The 19,531-nt window shown below is 71.0% G+C and carries 19 protein-coding genes, 1 pseudogene and 1 riboswitch; of the genes and pseudogenes, 11 read left to right on the top strand and 9 right to left on the bottom strand.

The features are described 5' to 3' along the window. Window positions 1–61 precede the first annotated feature (61 nt). Window positions 62–1,231 carry an imidazolonepropionase gene (gene hutI / locus AOM46_RS27660; protein WP_062216398.1) on the top strand — a complete coding sequence of 390 codons (1,170 nt, stop codon included), beginning with the start codon at window positions 62–64 and terminating at the stop codon, window positions 1,229–1,231. Window positions 1,232–1,289: 58 nt separating this feature from the next. On the opposite strand, the gene AOM46_RS27655 is transcribed toward hutI, so the two are convergent. The 3 genes from AOM46_RS27655 to AOM46_RS27645 all read right to left on the bottom strand — a co-directional run bounded on the left by AOM46_RS27655 (window position 1,290) and on the right by AOM46_RS27645 (window position 3,995). Further along, window positions 1,290–1,766: a hypothetical protein gene (locus AOM46_RS27655; protein WP_062216396.1), complete on the bottom strand. Its 477-nt coding sequence runs from the start codon at window positions 1,764–1,766 to the stop codon at window positions 1,290–1,292. 416 nt (window positions 1,767–2,182) lie between these two features. Beyond that, window positions 2,183–2,872 (bottom strand): MOSC domain-containing protein, encoded by a 690-nt coding sequence (locus AOM46_RS27650; RefSeq protein ID WP_062216394.1) that lies wholly within the window; start codon window positions 2,870–2,872, stop codon window positions 2,183–2,185. A 223-nt stretch (window positions 2,873–3,095) separates the two neighbouring features. Beyond that, window positions 3,096–3,995, bottom strand: a complete 900-nt coding sequence (locus tag AOM46_RS27645) for an RNA polymerase sigma factor SigF (protein ID WP_062216392.1) — start codon at window positions 3,993–3,995, stop codon at window positions 3,096–3,098. A gap of 247 nt (window positions 3,996–4,242) precedes the next feature. Between AOM46_RS27645 and AOM46_RS27640 the strand changes: the two genes are divergently transcribed. From AOM46_RS27640 to AOM46_RS27625, 4 genes are all read left to right on the top strand, one after another. Beyond that, complete coding sequence (locus AOM46_RS27640) at window positions 4,243–4,623, top strand: STAS domain-containing protein (protein ID WP_062216391.1); 381 nt, start codon at window positions 4,243–4,245, stop codon at window positions 4,621–4,623. A gap of 215 nt (window positions 4,624–4,838) precedes the next feature. Further along, window positions 4,839–5,324: an ATP-binding protein gene (locus AOM46_RS27635; protein WP_062216389.1), complete on the top strand. Its 486-nt coding sequence runs from the start codon at window positions 4,839–4,841 to the stop codon at window positions 5,322–5,324. Between the two features lie 193 nt (window positions 5,325–5,517). Then, window positions 5,518–6,195 (top strand): response regulator transcription factor, encoded by a 678-nt coding sequence (locus AOM46_RS27630; RefSeq protein ID WP_062216387.1) that lies wholly within the window; start codon window positions 5,518–5,520, stop codon window positions 6,193–6,195. 13 nt (window positions 6,196–6,208) lie between these two features. Beyond that, window positions 6,209–7,465, top strand: coding sequence for an ATP-binding protein (locus AOM46_RS27625; protein WP_062216385.1), 1,257 nt, complete (start codon window positions 6,209–6,211; stop codon window positions 7,463–7,465). Window positions 7,466–7,486: 21 nt separating this feature from the next. On the opposite strand, the gene AOM46_RS27620 is transcribed toward AOM46_RS27625, so the two are convergent. Continuing rightward, window positions 7,487–7,975 (bottom strand): GtrA family protein, encoded by a 489-nt coding sequence (locus AOM46_RS27620; protein ID WP_062216383.1) that lies wholly within the window; start codon window positions 7,973–7,975, stop codon window positions 7,487–7,489. 56 nt (window positions 7,976–8,031) lie between these two features. Beyond that, window positions 8,032–8,496 carry a protease inhibitor I42 family protein gene (locus tag AOM46_RS27615; RefSeq protein ID WP_062216381.1) on the bottom strand — a complete coding sequence of 155 codons (465 nt, stop codon included), beginning with the start codon at window positions 8,494–8,496 and terminating at the stop codon, window positions 8,032–8,034. Between the two features lie 60 nt (window positions 8,497–8,556). Here AOM46_RS27615 and AOM46_RS27610 point away from each other — a divergent pair, with 60 nt between their 5' ends. The 4 genes and pseudogenes from AOM46_RS27610 to AOM46_RS27595 all read left to right on the top strand — a co-directional run bounded on the left by AOM46_RS27610 (window position 8,557) and on the right by AOM46_RS27595 (window position 12,930). Further along, the gene (locus AOM46_RS27610; protein ID WP_062216379.1) at window positions 8,557–9,741 is read left to right on the top strand and encodes a 5-(carboxyamino)imidazole ribonucleotide synthase; all 1,185 of its coding nucleotides are present in this window, start codon (window positions 8,557–8,559) and stop codon (window positions 9,739–9,741) included. Window positions 9,742–9,814: 73 nt separating this feature from the next. Beyond that, window positions 9,815–10,333, top strand: a pseudogene (gene purE, locus AOM46_RS27605) (5-(carboxyamino)imidazole ribonucleotide mutase); the annotation flags it as partial. Window positions 10,334–10,416: 83 nt separating this feature from the next. Beyond that, complete coding sequence (locus tag AOM46_RS27600; RefSeq protein WP_107080201.1) at window positions 10,417–11,634, top strand: dipeptidase; 1,218 nt, start codon at window positions 10,417–10,419, stop codon at window positions 11,632–11,634. Between the two features lie 356 nt (window positions 11,635–11,990). Beyond that, a riboswitch (cyclic di-AMP (ydaO/yuaA leader) is annotated at window positions 11,991–12,174 on the top strand. Window positions 12,175–12,177: 3 nt separating this feature from the next. Next, window positions 12,178–12,930, top strand: a complete 753-nt coding sequence (locus AOM46_RS27595; protein ID WP_062216377.1) for a peptidoglycan DD-metalloendopeptidase family protein — start codon at window positions 12,178–12,180, stop codon at window positions 12,928–12,930. A gap of 66 nt (window positions 12,931–12,996) precedes the next feature. On the opposite strand, the gene AOM46_RS27590 is transcribed toward AOM46_RS27595, so the two are convergent. Then, entirely contained in the window at window positions 12,997–13,845 is an 849-nt protein-coding gene (locus tag AOM46_RS27590; protein ID WP_078857244.1) for an ABC transporter permease, read from the bottom strand. Continuing rightward, entirely contained in the window at window positions 13,842–14,816 is a 975-nt protein-coding gene (locus AOM46_RS27585; RefSeq protein ID WP_062216747.1) for an ATP-binding cassette domain-containing protein, read from the bottom strand. Before AOM46_RS27585 ends, AOM46_RS27590 begins: the two co-directional genes overlap by 4 nt. 79 nt (window positions 14,817–14,895) lie before the next feature. On the opposite strand from AOM46_RS27585, the gene AOM46_RS27580 reads away from it, so the two are divergent. Continuing rightward, entirely contained in the window at window positions 14,896–15,717 is an 822-nt protein-coding gene (locus tag AOM46_RS27580; RefSeq protein WP_158920716.1) for a TetR/AcrR family transcriptional regulator, read from the top strand. A gap of 45 nt (window positions 15,718–15,762) precedes the next feature. Here AOM46_RS27580 and AOM46_RS27575 read toward each other — a convergent pair whose 3' ends face one another. Further along, on the bottom strand, window positions 15,763–16,173 hold the full coding sequence (locus AOM46_RS27575) for a nuclear transport factor 2 family protein (protein ID WP_062216374.1): 411 nt from the start codon (window positions 16,171–16,173) through the stop codon (window positions 15,763–15,765). 61 nt (window positions 16,174–16,234) lie between these two features. Then, complete coding sequence (locus AOM46_RS27570; protein ID WP_062216372.1) at window positions 16,235–17,395, bottom strand: acyl-CoA dehydrogenase family protein; 1,161 nt, start codon at window positions 17,393–17,395, stop codon at window positions 16,235–16,237. A 201-nt stretch (window positions 17,396–17,596) separates the two neighbouring features. Between AOM46_RS27570 and AOM46_RS27565 the strand changes: the two genes are divergently transcribed. After that, window positions 17,597–18,937, top strand: coding sequence for a UDP-glucose/GDP-mannose dehydrogenase family protein (locus AOM46_RS27565; RefSeq protein ID WP_062216743.1), 1,341 nt, complete (start codon window positions 17,597–17,599; stop codon window positions 18,935–18,937). The last annotated feature ends 594 nt before the right edge of the window (window positions 18,938–19,531 follow it).

Raw genomic sequence — 19,531 nt, 5'->3', positions numbered from 1 at the left:
CGCGATCGTCCCCACACCGCCGCCGCACGCCGAAGCCACGCGCACCGGGAGGCACCCGAAGATGCCCAGCACCGCCATCACCCACATCAACACCCTGGTCACCAACGACCCCTCCCTCGGCATCGGACCACTGGGCCAGATCCAGGACGCCGCCCTCGTCATCGAAGGGGACCGCATCGCCTGGATCGGTACATCCAGTAGAGCACCCGCCACTGACAGTCACATCGACGCGACCGGCCGCACCGTGATCCCCGGCTTCGTGGACTCCCACTCCCACCTGCTCTTCGCCGGCGAGCGTGGCGCCGAGTTCCACGCCCGGATGTCCGGGCGGCCCTACGCCGCCGGCGGGATCGCCACCACGGTCGCCGCCACCCGGCAGGCCGACGACGCCGAACTCGCCCGGCGGCTCGCCCTGTTCCGCGCCGAGATGGCCCGACAGGGCACCACCACGGTGGAGACCAAGTCGGGCTACGGACTCACCGTCGCCGACGAGGCCCGTGCGCTGCGGATCGCCGCCCGACAGCTGACCGAGGTCACCTTCCTCGGGGCGCATATCGTGCCGCCCGAGTACGCCGACGACCCCGCCGGCTATGTCGCCCTGGTGACCGGCCCGATGCTCGACGCCTGCGCACCCCACGCCCGTTGGATCGACGCCTTCTGCGAGGAGGGCGCCTTCGACGCCGACCAGGCGCGCGCCGTACTCACCGCCGGCCGGGCCCGTGGCCTGCGCCCCCGCCTGCACGCCAACCAACTCGGCCACGGCCCCGGCGTCCAACTCGCGGTGGAACTCGGCGCCGCCGCGGCGGACCACTGCACCCACCTCACCGACGCGGATGTCGACGCCCTCGCGCAGGGGCGCACCGTGGCCACCCTGCTGCCCGGCTGCGAGTTCTCCACCAGGGCGCCCTACCCGGACGCCAGAAGGCTGTTGGACGCCGGCGCTGTGGTCGCCATCGCCACCGACTGCAACCCCGGTTCGTCCTTCACCAGTTCGATGCCGTTCTGTCTGGCCGTGGCCGTCCGCGAGATGGGCATGACCCCCGACGAGGCCCTGTGGGCCGCCACCGCCGGAGGAGCGGCGGCGCTGGAGCGCACGGACATCGGGCGGTTGGCGACCGGCTGCCGCGCCGACCTGGCGCTGCTGGACGCGCCGGAACCGGTCCACCTCGCGTACCGGCCGGGCGTCCCCCTGGTGGCCGCCGTCTGGCGGGCGGGCGCGCGGATCAGCTGAGAAGGGCCGTGCCGTCCGGCAAACCACGTTGCCAGGGACGGCCTGAAGCCGCCCCGTATCAGCCCTGGTTCGCCGGCGCCATCGGACAGCGGCCGGTGCTGAGACAGACGCCCAGCAGCATGATCCCCAGGCCGGCCGCCGTCACCCAGGGGGCCGGGCCGATATCGCACGACACCCAGTAACCCTCGCGCACGCCCAGGCCGTTGAGCGAGATGGCCAGCACCAGCGTCCCCACCAGACCGAACAGGCAGGCGGCCATGGCGACCACCCGCGCTGTCCGCCGGGGCGCAGCGCCGTGCCTGGGCCAACTGGCGCGGAGCGAGGCGACGATGGCGGTCAGCACGGTGGGCAGGCTGAGGTACTGCAGATAGGTGTGGCCCAACCCACCGAGCAGCGTGCCCCCTTCGGCGGCGGGCAGGAGCTTGGCGACCTCGTTCAGGGTGAGGTCGGCGTGGCCCTCCTCGAACCTGATGGAGATCCAGGCCAGCGACGTCAGCCCGGGCAGGGTGACACAGGCCCCCAGGAAGGCGATCAACAGCCCGAGCGAGTCCGGCGGGGCACTTGACGGCGGAGCGTGCGCCGGGTGTGGGGTATATGAAGGTGGGGGGTGGGCCATGCTTCGAGCGTTGTCGATTGTGTGCCCCGTGTCCATATGCTTTTCCGTCTCACCTGATCACATCGCCATCCTTCACATTCCGCCCGGACGCACCCGGACCGGCGGGTGCGTCGATAGCGTAACTGTCAGTGGTCGCGGGCAGAATGCGTCCCATGAGGAACGAGAGATCCCGAACGGCTCCGCCAGTCACCCCGGCCGAGGGCCGAGTTCGGGGGTGGGAGCGCTGCTCGGTGGCGTCGGCACGGCTCGGACGGCGCGTCGAACAGGCGCGGGCGCCGGACGACGGTCCCGGCCGGGCAGCAGGTCCGATGGGTGTCGCGCGCCGGCGCGCGGTGTCAGTCGTCCCTGGGCTCCGGGGCGCCCTTGTCCGCCCAGACCCGGGCCTTGGCATACAGGTCGGCGGGGAGCGCGGAGCCGGCGGCCGCGATCCGGGGGCGCAGTTCGGGCTCGCCCAGCAGCGCCCGGAAGACGAAGGCCACGGACACCTCGTGCTCCGGGCGGTGGGTCACCTCGATGCGGTCCCCGGCCTGTACCACCCCGGGCCGCAGCACCCGGAAGTACGAGCCGGGCATGGCCTCGGCCGCGAAGCGCTTGACCCAGCCCCGTTCGCCCAGCCAGTCGGCGAAGGTGGCGCACGGGATGCGCGGGGTGGTGGCCTCAAGCAGCAGGGTGTCGCCGATCCGCCAGCGTTCACCGACCCGTACGTCGTTCACGTCCAGGCCCGAGGTGGTCAGGTTCTCGCCGAAGACGCCATTGGTGAGCGGGCGGTCCAGCTCGGCGGCCCACTGGTCCAGGTCCTCCCTGGCATAGGCGTACACCGCCTGGTCGTCACCGCCGTGGTGCCGGAGATCGCCGATCGCGTCACCGTCGAGGCCACTGCCCCCGATGCCCTTCGGGCCCGGGGCACGCACCGCGACGGGTCCTTCGGTGGGCCGCTTGTCGATGCCGGTGAGGCCCCCCGGCGCGTCCGTCTTGGCGGCGGCCGCGGCCCGGCCCAGGTTGACGCTCAGCAGTATCCGTGACATATCGGCACCCTAGCCGGGCGCTTCGACCTCCGGCACACGGAATTCCCCGGGCCGCCGCCCCGCTCGGCCAACGCCGCCGCGCCTTCGGGGAGTTCGGCCCCGTCGCCGCCCCAGCCGCTGCCGAAGCCGGTGCCGATGTCAACGCCGGTGCCGATGCCGGTGCCCGAGGCGGGCCCGGCGGGGTGGCCGGAAGCCGTGCCCCGCCGGAGGTGCCCGCCGGGTGTTATTCCTCGACCATCAGCCCGCGCCGCAGCTTCCGTAGCGTTCTGGCCAGCAGCCGGGAGACATGCATCTGGGAGATGCCCAGTTCCTCACCGATCTCGGACTGCGTCATGTTCGCGACGAAACGGAGCGAGAGAATCTTGCGATCGCGCGGTGTGAGTTCCGCGATCAGCGGCTTGAGGGACTCGATGTACTCGATGCCCTCCAGGCCGTGGTCCTCGTAGCCGATCCGGTCGGCCAGCGCGCCCTCCGCGTCGTCCTCTTCCGGCTGGGCGTCCAGGGAGCTGGCGGTGTAGGCGTTGGACGCCGCCATGCCTTCCACGATCTCGTCCTCGGAGAGGCCGAGTCGGGTGGCCAGCTCGGCCACGGTCGGTGAGCGGTCCAGCTTCTGCGCCAACTCGTCGCCGGCCTTGGCCAGGTCGAGGCGCAGTTCCTGGAGGCGGCGGGGCACCCGGACCGACCAGGAGGTGTCCCGGAAGAAACGCTTGATCTCGCCGACGATGGTCGGCATCGCGAAGGTGGGAAACTCCACGCCTCGGTCGGCCTCGAAGCGGTCGATCGCCTTGATCAGACCAATGGTGCCGACCTGGATGATGTCTTCCATGGGTTCGCTGCGGGAGCGGAACCGGGCGGCGGCGAACTTCACCAGCGCCAGGTTGAGTTCCACCAGCGTGTTGCGCACATACGCGTACTCGTGGGTGCCCTCTTCGAGGTCTTCCATCCGGGCGAAGAGGCTCTTGGACAGCTCACGCGCGTCCCTGGGGGCCACCTCGTCGAAGGGCGGGATCTCGGGCAGGGACGCGAGTACGTCCTCGGGGGCCGGAGAGGCGGCGGCCGAGGGGGCGGCGTCCTTCGCGGGAGCGCCGGTATGCGGTTCGTGGGTACGAGGGGCCGGTGACATGGTGTGTCCTCCGTAGTCTCTCGGCATATGGCTGCCGAAGCCATGACGTGCACTGCGAGTGCGGCGCCTCCAAAGCCGTCTTGAAAATGCTGTGTCCTTATACCCCTATCGGTCGTCCGGCGACCATGGCAAGTCTGCTCCGCCCGAATTGCGAGCATTGTCGAGCCTGTTGGGGTGCCGCGCCGGCCTTCCAGAGGCTAAGGTTTCGAACTTAGCCAGCTACGCGCTCCAATGAGAAGGGGGCTGCATGGACCGTGGTCTGCCGGGCGAGACATACCGGCGTCAGTTGACGGTCGATGTTCGGCAAGTGGGCGCAGGGGCCGTTGTCGCCCCCGCTGGTGAGTTGGATCACCATTCCGCGGAGCGGCTTCAGTCGGCGTTGCGTGAGTGTGTCACGGCTGGTCGTGCCCGGATTGTCATTGATTGTTCCGGTCTGGAGTTCTGTGATTCCACCGGGCTCAATGTGCTTCTCACCACACGTATCGAGGCGGAGGCGGAGGGCGGCTCGGTTCACCTGGCCGAAATGCCGCCGATTGTCGCCCGAGTTCTGGAGATAACGGGCGCCGGCGCGGTCTTCACCGTGCACGAGACGCTCGCCGAGGCGGTGGCCGCCCTCCCGGCCGACTGAGCCCCGGGAAACGGCCGCTGTACGGCGTTCCGTTCGCGGGTCACACTACTGCTGGAATCTCTGCTTGGTGGATTGCCACGAAGGGGCGGGTGTGCGTACCGCCCGGCCGGGCAGGAGACCACTCAATGCCGGACCGAACGGACCCGGCGCTCGGCTGGTTCGAGGAAACGGCTGCCCAGGGACGGGGCGCGGAGTAGGCCTAAGGGAGGGCGTGCATGGGGACGACTCGACCGCGCCCGGCGGGTGATCATGGCGCGGAGCCCCAGGTCACCGCCGAGGAGCCAGTCCGACAGGTGCGCAGGCTGCGGCTGATCGGCACGACTGGAGTGGTCTCCCGGGCCCGTGAGTTCACCCGCCAGGCGCTGCACGACTGGGGCTGGCTGCCGGCGGCCGACGACGATCAGTACGCCGCCGCCGAGGATGTGCTGCTGGTCGTCTCCGAACTGGTCACTAACGCCTGTCTGCACGCCGGCGGCCCCGAGGAGCTGCGGATCGGGCGGGGCGTCAAGCTGATCCGGGTCGAGGTCCTCGACCGGGGCGCCGGCACGCCCGCGCTGCGCACCACCCGCCGGCCCGGCCGGCCGGGCGGCCATGGGATGTTCATCGTGCAACGGCTCTGCCTGGACTGGGGCGTGGTCCGCGAGCCCAACGCGGCGGGCAAGACGGTCTGGGCCGAGCTGGGCACGCCCGACCCGAGCTGAGCCCCACGCCACAAGGACGCCGGGACGCCGCAAGGCCGGGAGGCCCCAGGTCCGGGACGCGGCAGGTCCGGGACGCCCGGACGCCCCAGGGCCGGGACGTTTCCGGGCCGATCGGCCGGTTCCGGCCCCTTCCCACGGGAGTTCCTATGGGAGCTGCCGGTGGCGCGGGCGCCCGGGCGTCTACCATCAGCGCATGACCCGTGTGCTGCTCGCCGAGGACGACGCATCCATCTCGGAGCCACTGGCCCGTGCCCTGCGTCGCGAGGGATACGAGGTGGAGGTGCGCGAGGACGGCCCCGAGGCGCTGCGGGCCGGCCTGCGCGGCGATGTCGATCTGGTGGTCCTGGATCTGGGCCTGCCGGGCATGGACGGACTTGAGGTCTGTCGCCGGCTGCGGAACGAGGGTCTCGGCCTCCCCGTGCTGGTGCTGACCGCGCGCGCCGACGAGGTGGACACCGTGGTGGGCCTGGACGCCGGCGCGGACGACTATGTCACCAAGCCCTTCCGGCTGGCCGAGCTGCTGGCCCGGGTGCGGGCGTTGCTGCGCCGGGGCAACACCGAGTCGGGCCCGGCGCCCGCGGTGCACGGCATCAGGATCGACGTGGAGTCCCACCGCGCCTGGATGGGCGACGACGAGCTGCATCTGACGGCGAAGGAGTTCGACCTGCTGCGGGTGCTGGTGCGGGACGCGGGTCGGGTGGTCACCAGGGAGCAGCTGATGCGCGAGGTCTGGGACACCACCTGGTGGTCCTCCACCAAGACGCTGGACATGCACATCTCCTGGCTCCGTAAGAAACTCGGCGACGACGCGGGTAACCCGCGCTATATCGCGACCGTCCGGGGAGTGGGATTCCGCTTCGAGAAGAGCTGACGAGGGCCTGTCCGTGCGCCGTCGTCTGATCAACTCCACGCTGTCGGTGGTCCTGGTGGTGATCGCCGTCTTCGGTGTCTCCCTGTTCTTCGTGGAGACCAGGACCATCGAGTCGAGCGCCCGGGATCGGCTGGAGGCAGAGGCGGCGCGGCTGCTCGCCGATGTGGAGAGCCGGCTGGCCTCGGGGCAGCCGGTCACGGCGGAGGACATGCGCGCCTCGGCACCGGCGGACCGGCATGTGGTGATCGAGCTGGTGGGGCGGCCCGCCATCCGGCTCGGGGAGCCGGCCGGCGAGGCGCCGATGGAGACGTCACAGACCGGGACACACGGCGAGACGGTGACCGTGCAGCAGCCCAGGAGCGTGGTCAGCGACGAGATCGCCCGGATGCTGATGATCATCCTGGTGGTCTCGCTGTTGGCGGTCGCGGCGGCCGCGCTGTTGGCGGTGCGCCAGGCGCGGCGGGTCTCGGCGCCGTTGACCGATCTGGCGGAGACCGCCGAACGTCTCGGCTCCGGCGACCCCCGCCCGCGCCATCGGAGATACGGCGTCACGGAGCTGGACCGGGTGGCCGATGTGCTGGACACCAGCGCGGAGCGCATCGCCCGGATGCTGACGGCCGAGCGTCGGCTGGCGGCCGATGCCTCGCATCAGCTGCGCACGCCGCTGACCGCGCTCTCCATGCGGCTTGAGGAGATCGTCGCCACCGAGGACCGGGAGATCGTCAAGGAGGAGGCGACCGTCGCCCTGGCCCAGGTGGAACGGCTCACCGATGTCGTGCAGCGGCTGCTGACCAACTCAAGGGACGCGCTGCTCGGCTCGGCGATCGGGTTCGATCTGGACGAGGTGGTGGCCCAGCAGATGGAGGAGTGGCGGCCGGCCTACCGCAGCGCCGGCCGCGCCCTGGTGCGCTCGGGCAAGCAGGGCCAACGCGCGGTCGGCACGCCGGGCGCGGTCGCCCAGGTGTTGGCGACGCTGGTGGAGAACTCGTTGATGCACGGGGCGGGAACGGTCGCGCTGCGCGTCCGGGTCACGGGCAACCAGGTGGTGGTCGAGGTGACGGACGAGGGTCCTGGGGTGCCGTCGGAGTTGGGCGCGCGGGTCTTCGAGCGCACGGTGAGCGGCCGGAACTCCACCGGGCTCGGGCTGGCCGTGGCGCGGGATCTGGCCGAGGCGGACGGCGGCCGTCTTGAGCTGTTGGGGCAACATCCGCCGGTCTTCGCGCTGTTCCTCAGCCGCGAGTTCGAACGCGAGGACGGGAACCGGTCCTGAGCCGTCTGGCCGAGGGCCCCTTCAGCGGAGCGGCGAGCCGACGGGCACCGGATCGGGCGGCGGGGTCGGGGCCGGCTCGTGCCGTCGGAAGACCCAGGTGCGGTAGGACCAGAAGCGGAACAGCGAGCCGATGCCGAGGCCGATCACGTTCTTCGCCAGATTGTCGGCCAGCGGCGAGGTGAGGCCGAGGCCGTAGTGGGAGAGCGCCAGCACGCCGTTCTCGATGACCATGCCGACGGCGGAGAAGAGCAGGAACAGCGCGATCTCCCGGCGGCGCCCGGACTTGTCCCGATGACGGTAGGTCCAGTAGCGGTTGCCCAGGTAGTTGGTGCAGATGGCCGCCGAGGTGGCGATCACCCCGGAGCGCACCGGCGCCAGTCCGGCGGCCTGTCCGCAGAGGTTGAACACGACCACGTTGACCAGGAACCCGAAGGCGCCGACCGTGCCGAACTTCGCCGCCTCTCTGGCGAGCCCCCGCAGCCGGGCCCGGAAGCGAAGCTCCTCGCGCATACGCGCCATGCTAGCCACGGCCGTCGTGGGCGGCCCCTGGCCATGGTCGGCGTGCTTCATCCGGCCGCAGCACCCACCGTGACCTCGAAGGCCAGCGCGTCGCCGATGGCGTCGTCGCCTCGGGAACGTTGGAGGACGATCTCGGTCTCCCCGTCGCCCACCGCGTCGAAGTGCAGATAGCGCGTGCCGCCGGCGCCGTCCAGCTCGGGGGCGTCGGGCTCGAACCGGTCGCCCGCCGGGGCCGCCACGGCCGGGTCCGGCGCCGGCTCCAGGATCTCCCAGACGTAACCGGTGGACGGGTTCTCCTCCAGGACGAGGGTGAACGTTTCGCCTTCCGTCACCTCGACCGGCTGGTCCGGATCGGTGAACTCCGTTCCGGCGGGCTCGGAGCCGCCGTTCGGGCCGCTCGGCTCCTGGCAGGCGGTCAGCCCGCCGAGCGCCAGCACGGCCACCGCGCCCCACCGGGCCAACCCGGTGCGGCGGCAGCTCCCGGCCCGGGCGGCTCTCCGTTCCTTCTCCACGGCTCTCTTCCCATGTCTCGCTGTCGGGAGGAATGACGTGCCGGTGGCGGCGCTTGGTTCCTGGCCGGCGGATCGGCTGTCAGTGCGGACGGATACGCTGGAGGCGTGACATTTCCCGTGGTCGGCATGGTCGGAGGCGGTCAGCTCGCCCGTATGACCCATGAGGCGGGCATCCCGCTCGGCATCAGGTTCAAGCTGCTCAGTGACACTCCGCAGGACTCCGCCGCGCAGGTGGTGAACGATGTGGTGGTGGGCGACTACCACGATCTGACCACCCTGCGAGCCTTTGCGAAGGGCTGCGATGTGATCACTTTTGATCACGAGCATGTGCCCACCGAACACCTCCGGGCACTGGAGGCGGACGGTATTCCGGTGCGTCCCGGCCCGGCGGCCCTGGTCCACGCGCAGGACAAGGGCGTGATGCGCGCCCGGCTCTCCGAGCTGGGGGTGCCCTGCCCACGCCATCGGATCGTGGCCGATCCGGCGGATGTGGCGCGGTTCGCGGCCGAGGGCGACGGCTTCCCCGTGGTGCTCAAGACGGTGCGCGGCGGCTATGACGGCAAGGGCGTCTGGCTGGTGCGCTCCCCGGCCGAGGCGGAGGACGCCTTCCGCGCCGGCGTTCCGGTGCTGGCCGAGGAGCGGGTGGCGTTCACCCGCGAGCTGGCCGCCAACGTGGTGCGCTCGCCGCACGGCCAGGCGGTCGCCTATCCGGTGGTCGAGTCCGTGCAGGTGGACGGCGTCTGCGACACGGTGATCGCCCCGGCGCCCGCGCTCGACGACGAACTGGGCCTGGAGGCTCAGCGGATGGCGCTGCGGATCGCCAAGGAGCTGGACGTGGTGGGCCATCTCGCCGTGGAGCTGTTCGAGACGGCGGACGGTCGGGTGCTGGTCAACGAGCTGGCGATGCGCCCGCACAACTCGGGGCACTGGACGCAGGACGGCGCGGTCACCTCGCAGTTCGCCAACCATCTGCGGGCGGTGCTCGATCTGCCGCTGGGGGACCCCCGTCCCCGCGCGCCCTGGACGGTGATGGCCAACGTCCTCGGCGGCGACTACCCGGACATGTATCCCGCCTATCTGCACTGCATGGCGCGGGATCCGGGCCTGAAGATCCATATGTACGGCAAGGACGTCAAGCCGGGGCGCAAGGTCGGGCATGTCACCACCTGTGGCGCGGATCTGGCCGAGGTGCGGGAGCGTGCCCGGCATGCCGCCGACTATCTGCGCGGGGTCATCGACGAGTGACCACCGGCTCCGGCCCGCCCGCCCCGGGCGCGGAAGTGACAGCAGCGACAGCAGCGACAGACAAAGGTGACGCATGAGCAGCACCCCGCCCCCGCCCCCGGTGCCGCTGGTCGGCATCGTGATGGGCTCCGACTCCGACTGGCCGGTGATGCGGGCCGCCGCCGAGGCGCTCGACGAGTTCGATGTGCCCTACGAGGCGAACGTGGTCTCCGCCCATCGGATGCCGCACGAGATGCTGCGCTACGGGGAGGAGGCGGCCGGCCGTGGTCTGGCCGCGATCATCGCCGGCGCCGGTGGCGCCGCCCATCTGCCCGGCATGCTCGCGTCGTTGACGCCGCTGCCGGTCATCGGGGTGCCGGTGCCGCTCAAGCATCTGGACGGGATGGATTCGCTGCTCTCCATCGTCCAGATGCCCGCCGGGGTGCCGGTGGCCACGGTCTCGGTCGCCGGCGCCAGGAACGCGGGGCTGCTCGCGGTCCGGGTGCTGGCCGCGGCGGATCCGGTGGTGCGGGAGCGGATGAGCGCCTTCCAGGTCCGGCTGCGGGAGCAGGCGGAGGAGAAGGGCCGCCGGCTCCGCGAGTCGTTGGCCGGACGCCCGGTGCTCCCCGAGGAGCCGGTCCGGCAGCGAGCCCTGCGGGATATCCAGGACAACACTCCGGAGAACGGGACGAATCGATGACGGAGGCCGCTGTGACGGACGGGACGGGCGCGGCGCGGCTGGCCGAGGCGAGGTCGCTGTTGGCCACGCATCCCCTGGTCGACGGACACAACGACCTGCCGTGGGCGCTGCGCGAGACCGTGGGCTACGACCTGGACCGGGCGGACATCGGCGGCGATCTGACCGGCCGGCTCCACACCGATCTGCGGCGGCTGCGGTCCGGCGGGGTGGGCGCGCAGTTCTGGTCGGTCTATGTGCCGGCTGAGCTGGCGGGGGACGCGGCGGTCAGCGCCTGCCTCGAACAGATCGATGTGGTGGGGCAGTTGCTGGACCGCTATCCGGCGGATCTGGCCAGGGCGCTCACCGCCGACGATATGGTCGCGGCCCGGGCGCAGGGGCGCATCGCCTCGCTGATGGGGGCCGAGGGCGGCCATTCCATCAACAACTCGCTGGCCACGCTGCGCGCTTTCCACCGCCTGGGCGTGCGCTATATGACGCTGACCCACAACTCCACGATCGACTGGGCCGATTCCGCCACCGACGAGGCCAGGCACGGTGGTTTGACGGCCTTTGGCGAGGAGGTCGTGCGGGAGATGAATCGCATCGGCATGCTCGTCGATCTTTCGCATGTGTCGGCGGATGTGATGCGGGACGCGCTTCGGGTTTCCGAGGCTCCGGTGCTTTTCTCGCATTCCTCCGCGCGGGCGATCTGTGATCACCCGAGGAACATTCCCGACGATGTGTTGGCCGCGTTGCCGGCGAACGGTGGGGTCGCGATGGCGACCTTTGTGCCGAAGTTCGTGTTGCCGGCGGCCATCGAGTGGACGCGCCGGGCCGACGAGAACATGCGGGCCAACGGCTTCCATCCGTTGGATACCACGGAGCCGGCGATGCGGGTGCAGCACGCGTTCACCGAGGCCGATCCGCGCCCGGTGGCCACGCCCGCCACCGTGGCCGACCATCTGGACCATATGCGCGAGGTGGCCGGCATCGACCATCTGGGCATCGGCGGCGACTACGACGGCACGGCGTTCCTGCCGCAGGGTCTCGAAGACGTCTCCGGCTACCCGCTGCTGGTCGCCGAACTGCTCGACCGCCGCTGGTCCCATGCGGATCTGGCCAAGCTGACCTGGGAGAACGCGGTGCGGGTGGTGCGGGACGCGGAGACCGTGGCCGCCGATCTCTCGGCTCGACGCGGGCCCTCCATCGCCACCCTGGAGCGGCTGGACGGCTGAGCCCACCCCCGTTGAATCGGGCATTTCGGCCTTAGGGGTTGATACCTCCGCCCGGCTCTCGCCCCGTGACCGAGTTCACTCGCGGTCGCGGGGCAGGAGCGGCGCCCGTGTCGTCGTCCTCCCGGCGCGCTCGATAAGTCGCGCGCTTTCCCGGAGAGTTGACCGACCGCCCGGAAACAGCATCGATAACGGTATGGATAACGATCAGCGCGCGGCGTGATATCCCGGGCGCTTCCGGCGCGTTGATCATGGTGCGCGGAATGCCGTTTTCTTGTCCTGCGGAATTCGCGGGTTTAACGTTCGATTCGCGTCGCATTCGCGGCGAACCGCTCCGGGCGCCGAATCCTGTCACCGGCAGCGGAAACGCAGCAATTCCGTCTGACAGGAGCGGGGGACCCACTTTCCGCCGGACGGTGTTCCGTTCCGGCTCGGGGTGAAGCCATGGCCCGGGCGGGCGTTCGCGCCCAGCACCGAGGCGATGGCCGGGCGACCTCGGCCCGAACCCGACAGCTCACCTCGCAGGCGCCCGAGAGGAGAACGCCCATGTCCGCACGCGGACGTCATCGCCGTCAGGGTTCCCGTCAGCTGTCCCGGCGCGCCCGGATATCCCTGCTGATCACCGCCGGCGCCGCCGGCCTCGCCCTGCCGCTCGCCGCGGCCGGCCCCGCCAGCGCCGCCCCCGCCAGCTACACCGTCGAGAGCGGCGACACGCTCTACCGGATCGCCGTCGAGCATGATGTCGAGGGCGGCTGGCAGCAGCTCTTCGACGCCAACCGCGACGTGATCGGCGACGACCCCTCGCGCATCACCCCCGGCATCCAGCTCGTGCTCGACGCGGAGGCGCCGGCCGCCGAGGCCCCGGCGGACGCCCCGGCCGCCGACGTCCAGGAGTCCGGCTATGTCGCCCCGGTCGCCGGCGTCAGCGGTGGCGGCTACGGCAACGCCGGCGCGCTGTGGTCCTCCGGCTACCACACCGGCGCCGACTTCCCGGTCGGCACCGGCACCCCGGTGGTGGCCATCACCGCCGGCGAGGTCGTGACCGCCGGCAGCGGTGGGTCCTACGGCAACGAGGTGGTCGTCCGGCACGCCGACGGTCACTACAGCCAGTACGCCCACCTCTCGTCGATCTCGGTCGCCGTCGGCCAGTCGGTCGGCGCGGGCGAGCAGCTGGGCCTCTCCGGCGCCACGGGCAATGTGACCGGCCCGCATCTGCACTTCGAGGTGCGCACCGGACCGTCCTACGGATCCGACATCGACCCGATGGCCTATCTGCGCGCGCACGGCGTCAGCATCTGACAGCCGCGCCCGGCGCCAGCCGGCCCCGCCGACGGACCCCCCTCCGTCGGCGGGGCCGGCTCCTTCTCAGTCGGTCAGCCGCTGGTAGCGCCGCACCGCCAGCGGGGCGAACACCGCGATCAGCACCACGGGCCAGAGCACCGCGAGCAGCAGGGCGTTGTCCGTCGGCCAGGAACCGCCGCTGAGCCCGGGGTTGCCGAACAGCTCCCTGATCGCCGCCACGGTGGCGGACAGCGGGTTCCACTCCGCGACCGCCCCCAGCCAGCCGGGCATCAGATCCGGTTCGACGAAGATGCTGGAGAGCGCCGTCAGCGGGAAGGCCAGCGGGAAGATCACCGTCCCGACCGAGTCCGGATTGGGCAGCAGCAGGCCGATATAGATGCCGATCCAGGACATCGCCACCCGCAACAGCAACACCAGGGCCACCGCCAGCAGCGCGAGCCCCACCCCCCGGTGCCACTGCCAGCCCACCAGCAGTCCGCAGACCACCAGCACCGTCATCTCCAGCAGCGCGCGCAGCAGATCGGCCAGGCACCTGCCGACCAGCAGCGCCGACCTGGCCATCGGCATGGACCGGAAACGGTCCACCACGCCACGGCTCACATCGAAGGCCAGCGCGGTGCCGGTGGCGCCCATGCCGTAGAGCATGGTCATGGCGAAGACGCCCGGCAGCAGGAACTCGCGGTAGCCGCCCCCGTCGGGCACCTGCATCCCGCTGCCGAAGACATAGCCGAAGACCAGCACGAAGAGGATCGGCAGACTGAAGTAGAGCGAGATCTCCTCGGGGCTGCGCACCAGTTGGGCCATGTTGCGCTGGGTCATCACCAGGCCGTCGGCGACCGCCACCCCCGGCCCCCTGGCCACCCGGCTTCGGGCCGTCGACACCTCGGCGCCGGTCGTGCCGATCCCGCTCATGCGGCCGCACCTTCCTGGGAGGCCGCCGGGGCCCCGCCCCGGCCGGTCAGATGGAGGAACACCTCGTCGAGGGTGGGCCGTCGGGTGCCGAGGTCCGCCACGTCGAGCCCGGCGTCGCGCAGCTCCCTGGCCACCTCGGTGAGCGCCAGGACCCGGTCGGCGACCCGCACGACCAACCGGCGTTCGTCCTCGTCGATCTCGGCCGGTACCCCGCACACCCGGTGCATGATGGCGGCCGCCCGCGCCAGCTCGGCGCCGTGCCGTACCACCACCTCGACCCGATCCCCGCCGAGCCGTGACTTCAGCTGGTCGGCGGTGCCCCCGGCGACCACCCGGCCGGCGTCCACCACGGAGATCAGATCGGCCAACTGGTCGGCCTCCTCCAGATACTGCGTGGTCAACAGCACGGTGGTGCCCCCGGCCACCAGCGAACGGACCGCATCCCACACCTGGTTGCGGCTGCGCGGGTCGAGCCCCGTGGTGGGCTCGTCCAGAAACAGCACCTCGGGCACGACCACCATGCTCGCCGCCAGGTCGAGCCGGCGCCGCATGCCTCCCGAGTAGCCGTTGACGCTGCGTCCGGCCGCCTCGCTGAGGCCGAACTGGGCCAGCAGCTCATCCGCCCTGCGCCGCGCCATCGGGGCCCGCAGCCGGAACAACCGGCCGAACATCACCAGGTTCTGACGGCCGCTCAACTGCTCGTCCACGGCGGCGTACTGGCCGGTGAGCCCGATTCTGGCGCGCACCTCGTCCGGCTGGCGTGCCACGTCGAAGCCGCTCACCCACGCCCGCCCGGCGTCGATGCGCGCCAGCGTGGTGAGGGAGCGCACCGCCGTGGTCTTGCCGGCGCCGTTGGGACCGAGCACGGCGTGCACGGTGCCCCTGGCGACGGTCAGATGGAAGTCGTCCAGGGCCTGGGTGTCCCCGTACCGCTTGCGTATCCCCTCGGCGACGATCGCCTCTCCTGCCATCAGCCCCACCCCTTCGGTGCCAGGACCGCAAAACTGTATGCGGCGTATACTTACTGTCGACACTGTACATAGTTTTACGATGTCGGCAACACTGATCCGGAGCCTGATCGAATCGAGGAGCGGCGATATGGCGGCTGCGGAGGGCAACCGCGGGCGGGATCCGGAGTATCTGCTCGACCTGCTCTGGCGCACGCACACGCCGGGCACGCGTGGGCCACGGGGCAGCCTCAGCGTGGACGAGGTCGTCCGGGTCGCGGTCGAGATCGCGGACGCGGAGGGGATCGCGGGAGTCTCCCTGCGCCGGATCGCACAGGAACTCGGCGTCACCAGCATGACGCTCTACCGCTATGTGCCCAGCAAGGACGATCTGCTGGACCTGATGTTCGAGATGGCCAGCGGCCAACCGGACACCAGCGGTTGGCCGACGGACTGGCGCGGCGGGGCGAGGGCGTGGTGTCACGCCATGCGCGAGGTGCTGCTGGGCAGCCCCTGGCTGTTCGACATCCCGATCGGCGCGCCCCCGATGGGGCCCAACAACCTCGCCTGGATGGAGGCCGCCCTCAGCGCCCTGGACGGGGTGTCGCTCACCGACGACGACATGGTGGGCGTGTTGATGATCCTCACCGGCTTCGTCTACGGCGAGGCCCGGCAGGAGGTGACGATGACCTCGGCCACGGCCCGCACCAGCGTCAGCTACCAGGACTGGGGGCACGTCTACGCCAAGATGCTCGGCCGCGTCCTCACCGGCGACCGCTACCCGACCGTCGCGCGGGTGGTCCAGGCGGGAGTCTTCGACAGCGGGGCCAGCGCCGAGGAGGACTTCGACTACGGCCTCGACTTCCTCCTCGACAGCGTGGCCGCGCTGATCCGCCGCCGGGAGGACGAGGAGGCCCGGGGCTGAACCGCCGGCCCGGCACGGCGCCCGGCCGCCCCGGGCCGGACGGCCTCACATGCGCTCGACGAAGCGCTCCCGCCAGGCCGGCACCGGATCGGAGCCGTACTCCGTCCAGTACTCCCGGCCGGCGGTGATCAGCCCGTCCCGCACCGTCCAGAACGAGGCCACCCGATGTATTCCGGACTCCACATGCGGCACCTCGACCTCGGAGACCACCACATCGCCCTCCTCGACCAGCCGCAGCACCCTGATCGACCAGCCCTCGGGATACTCCGCGTTCAGACCGACGTAGTTCTCCCGGCCGACGATCCGCTCCCCGCTGGCCGGCCACTCCACCACCACATCGGACGCCAGCACCTCCCGCACGCCGGCCCAGTCCCGCGCCTGCATGCGGTCCCACAGGGCCCGCACCACGCTCCGCGCCCCGCTCTCCCGACCTGCCTGACTCTCCGTCTGCTCCATGGCCACAGCCTCACACGTGGCACTGACAATCCGGCGTGCGAGGCTGTGACCAGCGGTCGGCTCAGGGCAGGTTGCGCGCCATCACGATGCGCTGCACCTGGTTGGTGCCCTCGTAGATCTGTGTGATCTTGGCGTCCCGCATCATCCGCTCCACCGGATAGTCCCGGGTGAAGCCGTAGCCGCCGAGCAGCTGCACGGCGTCCGTGGTGATCTCCATCGCCGCGTCCGAGGCGTAGCACTTGGCCGCCGCACCATAGAAGGTGAGGTCGTCGTCCTCCCGCTCGGACCTGGCCGCGGCCGCATAGGTGAGCTGCCGGGCCGCGGCCAGCTTCATCGCCATGTCGGCCAGCATGAACTGGATGCCCTGGAAGTCACCCACCGGCCTGCCGAACTGCTTGCGTTCGCGCACATACCCCTGGGCGTAGTCCAGCGCGCCCTGGGCAATGCCCAACGCCTGCGCGGCGATGGTGATCCGGGTGTGGTCCAACGTGCGCATCGCGGTCGCGAATCCGGTGCCCTCGGCCCCGATCATCCGGCTCGCCGGGATCCGCACGTTGTCCAGATACACCTCGCGGGTCGGCGACCCCTTGATCCCCAGCTTGCGCTCGGGGGCGCCGAACGAGACGCCCTCGTCGCTCTTCTCGACCACAAAGGCCGAGATCCCGCCCCTGGTCCGCTTCTCCGGATCGGTGACGGCCATGACCGTGTAGTACTCGGAGGTGCCCGCGTTGGTGATCCACCGCTTGACGCCGTTCAGGACGTAGTGGTCGCCGTCGCGCACCGCCCGTGTCTTCATCCCCCCGGCGTCCGAGCCGGCGTCCGGTTCGGAGAGCGCGTAGGAGAACAGCGCGTCGCCCTTGGCCAGCGGCGTCAGATAGCGGGCCTGCAGCTCCTTCGAACCGGCCAGCATCACCGGCAGCGAGCCCAGCTTGTTCACCGCCGGGATCAGCGAGGACGACGCACAGACCCGGGCGACCTCCTCCACCACGATCACCGTGGCCAGCGCGTCGGCGCCGGCGCCACCGAACTCCTCCGGTACGTGCACGGCGTGCAGGTCGTTGGCGACCAGCGCGTCCAAAGCCTCCTGCGGGAAGCGCGCCGACTCATCCACATCCGCCGCATGCGGCGCGATCTTCGCCTCGGCCAGCGCTCGAACCGACGCGCGGAGCATCTCGTGCTCCTCCGCCGGCCGGTAGAGGTCGAAGTCCCCGGCTCCTGCCACCTGTCTCACTCCCTGCGAACGAAGAGGCCGAATCGGCCGAACCGGCGGACGCCCCGGCGCCGACCGCGCTTCCTGCCGGACCGCGCGTCGATGTGAACCGTCCTGCTGGTTCATGACCGTTAAGTAACTTGATCCTAGGGTTACCCGGGGCCTGTGGATAGGTGAGCTTGCCGACAGGGGCATCCGTCTATGCTCGGGTCCATGCCTCAGAAGATCTCGGTGATCGGTACCGGCTATCTCGGCGCCACACACGCCGCGGCCATGGCGGAGTTGGGGTTCGAGGTGATCGGCCTCGATGTCGTCCCCGCCAAGGTCGAGCTGCTGTCCCAGGGCGTCGCGCCGATGTACGAGCCCGGCCTGGAGGAGATCCTGCGCCGGCATGTGGTGGGCCTCCCCGGCTCATCGGGCCGCCTCTCCTTCACCACCTCCTTCGCCGAGGTCGCCGCCTTCGGCGATGTGCACTTCATCTGCGTCAACACCCCCCAGCGCGCCGGCGAGTACGGCTGTGACATGACGCACTTCGACAGCGCCGTCGAATCGCTCGCCCCCCATCTGGACCGGCCGACGCTGGTGGTCGGCAAGTCCACGGTCCCGGTCGGCTCCGCCGCGCGGCTGGCCCGCCGGATCGCCGAGCTGGCGCCCGCCGGCGAGGGCGCCGAGCTGGCCTGGAACCCCGAGTTCCTGCAGGAGGGCTTCGCGGTCCGGGACACCCTGCACCCAGACCGGATCGTCGTCGGCACCACCAGCGAACGCGCCGAGACCCTGCTCCGCGAGGTGTACGCGGTGCCGATCGCCGAGGGCACCCCGTTCATCGTCACCGACCTGCCCACCTCCGAGCTGGTCAAGACGGCGGCCAACGCCTTCCTCGCCACCAAGATCTCCTTCATCAACGCGATGGCCGAGATCTGCGAGGTCGCGGACGGAGACGTGGTCAAGCTCGCCGAATCCCTCGGGCACGACGAACGCATCGGGCCCAAGTTCCTCCGCTCCGGCATCGGCTTCGGCGGCGGCTGCCTCCCCAAGGACCTCCGCGCCTTCGTCGCCAGGGCGGGCGAGCTGGGAGCCTCGGAGGCCCTGCAGTTCCTGCGGGAGATCGACTCCCTGAACGTCCGGCGCCGCGCCTCGATGGTCGAGCTGGCCCGCGAGGCGCTGGACGGCTCGCTGCTGGGCAAGCGGATCGCCGTGCTGGGCGCCGCCTTCAAACCGGACACCGACGATGTGCGCGACTCCCCGGCGCTCAACATCGCCGGCCAACTCCACCTCCAGGGCGCCGAGGTGACGGTCTACGACCCCAAGGCCATGGCCAACGCCCGCGCCGTCTTCCCCACCCTGCGGTACGCCGACTCCGCGATAGAGGCCGCGCGGGGCGCGCATGTGCTGCTGCATCTCACGGAGTGGCGGGAGTTCCAGGAGCTTGACCCGGAGACCCTGGGCGAGGTCGTCTCCCGCCGCCACATCCTGGACGGCCGCAACACCCTCGACGCCACGCTCTGGCGCAAATCCGACTGGACCCTCCGCGCCCTCGGCCGCCCCCGAGCCTGACCACTGCGCGCTCCGCTGCGCGGCGCCCAGCCACGGGCCGGCGTACGGTGCCCGGTGCCTCGCGCGACGGCCGTCGCGCGAGGCACCGGGCCGAAAGCCCGGGATCTACTTCGCCCTACGACCACACCAACGACAAGGAACCGCCGAACCGGCGAACCGGCGGCCCTAAGCCCAGGTCGGAAAGCGTATGCCCCGCGCGAGCGGGGGTGTTCCGTGCTCCCGGTCCTCGTTGATCGCGGCCCGGAGTATGCCCCGCGCGAGCGGGGGTGTTCCTCCGGTCTCGCGGCGCAGCGCCTCGTCGGAGAGGTCTTCCCCGCGCGAGTGGGGGTGTTCCGGTGCCCGCCGGGCTGCGGGCCCAGGGCGACAACTCTTCCCTGCGCGAGCGGGAGTACGGCCTCGCGCACGGCCGGGCGGCAGGTGACGGCCTCTTCCTCGCGCGAGTGGGGTGTCCCGCCGATGTCCGGGTGGCCGGCTATCAGTTGGCGCTCTTCCCCGCAGGAGCGGGGCACCCGGGTGTATTCGTGATCATGGATCTGGACGAGAACTCCCGTAGCCGCTTGCCCGCGCGATCGGGGGTGCTGCGGGGGCCCGGTC

The organism is Streptomyces sp. NBRC 109706 (assembly GCF_000974485.1).
GTDB lineage: Bacteria > Actinomycetota > Actinomycetes > Streptomycetales > Streptomycetaceae > Streptomyces.
This window is presented reverse-complemented; position numbering and strand designations above follow the sequence as displayed.